The sequence below is a fragment of the Halomonas sp. B23F22_20 genome, from assembly GCF_043496985.1.
GTDB lineage: Bacteria > Pseudomonadota > Gammaproteobacteria > Pseudomonadales > Halomonadaceae > Halomonas.
Window position 1 is genome coordinate 1 of record NZ_JBIEKH010000055.1, and the last position, 1,365, is coordinate 1,365.

At 64.2% G+C, this 1,365-nt stretch carries 1 protein-coding gene; it reads right to left on the bottom strand.

What is annotated here, in order from left to right:
- Positions 1-249: 249 nt before the first annotated feature.
- Positions 250-1,287 carry an IS110 family RNA-guided transposase gene (locus ACGTN6_RS20495; RefSeq protein WP_394594900.1) on the bottom strand — a complete coding sequence of 346 codons (1,038 nt, stop codon included), beginning with the start codon at positions 1,285-1,287 and terminating at the stop codon, positions 250-252.
- Positions 1,288-1,365: the final 78 nt, after the last annotated feature.

Sequence of the window (1,365 nt, forward strand, 5' to 3'; positions counted from 1 at the left end):
GCTTATATGGACCCGTCCCGTTGTGCAAGCCAGAAGCGACGACGCATCAGGTGAGGACTGCACGCTTATATCCGGCCTATGAACGGCACACCCGGTGCCTGGCCTTGATGGAATGCGCGCTCTCCGCTCTCATCTCCCACGCGGCCTCATCATGGGCCTGCCAGATTAACAGAGTGCCGAAGAGCCGGTCTGACCATTCATGCTATCGAAGCGTCTTGCCTGCGCAACCTCGGGGTAAGCGATAGTGTCTTACGCGACCTGTCCTTGGGGATGGTAAGTCCGACCATGGGCCAGGATCGCCCAACAGATCCGGGCCAGCTTGTTGGCCAACGCAACGATGGCCTTGCGCTGACCCACTCGAGCGGCCAGCGCACAGGCCCAACGGGCCAGGCGATCCGAATGGGGCTGACGCTGGAACTGGCGCAAGGCCGCTCGGGCGCCGTGGACCAGTTGGCGACGAAGTTCCCCATTGCCACGCTTGGAAATCCCCTTGAGCCGCGTCTTGCCGCCGCTGGAGCACTGACGCGGTACCAGCCCGATGGAGGCACTGAACTGCCGCCCATTGGGGAAGCGCCGGGGGTTACCCATCTGGCTCAGCAGCAGGGTGGCATTGATCGGGCCGATCCCTGGGGTGCTCATTAAGCGCTGGGCATCGGGTGAGGCCTTGGCCAGCATCGACAGTCGCCGATCATAGGTCTTGAGGCGGGTATCGAGGGCCGCCCACTGATCGAGCAGATCCTCCAGCAGCAGGCATAGCATCTCGCCGAGCCGTTCCCGATGCGTCTCAATCAGTGCACGTACCTCGCCCTGCCGAAGAACGGCGTGGCCTGTCGCCACGACCAGACCGAACTCGCCCAGCAGGCCACGCAGCTCATTCCCCGTGGCGGTGCGCTCGCGACTCAACCGGGTACGTACCCGATGCCAGGCTTGGAGGACCTGCTGCGCCTCGCTCTTGATCGCAACGCGTGGGGTAGCTGGCCGGGCCGCCGCCTCGGCGATCCCAGCGGCATCCCGGGCATCGTTCTTGTGGCCGAGCACGAAGGGCTTGACGCACTGCGGGGGCAGCAACTGCGCCTCGTGGCCCATGGCCTGGATCTCGCGCGCCCAGTAATGGGCACCGCCACAGGCTTCCATGGCCACCTGACACGGCGGCAACTGGGCCAGGGTGAGGCGAAGCTGTTCGCGCCGCACCGTCTTGCTGAACACGGCGTGACCTCGTGCATCGACCGCGTGGAGCTGGAACACGTGCTTCGCCAGGTCGATACCCACAATGCTAATGTGATTCATGGATGGACCCTCTCTTCGAGATGCCGTGGGTGCCCCATGCACCCGTCAGATGGCGTATACACACTCATCTTGGCACGT

Excerpts from the sequence above, each read along its gene's own strand:
- ACGTN6_RS20495 (WP_394594900.1), bottom strand. The coding sequence starts at position 1,287 with ATGAATCACATTAGCATTGTGGGTATCGACCTGGCGAAGCACGTGTTC.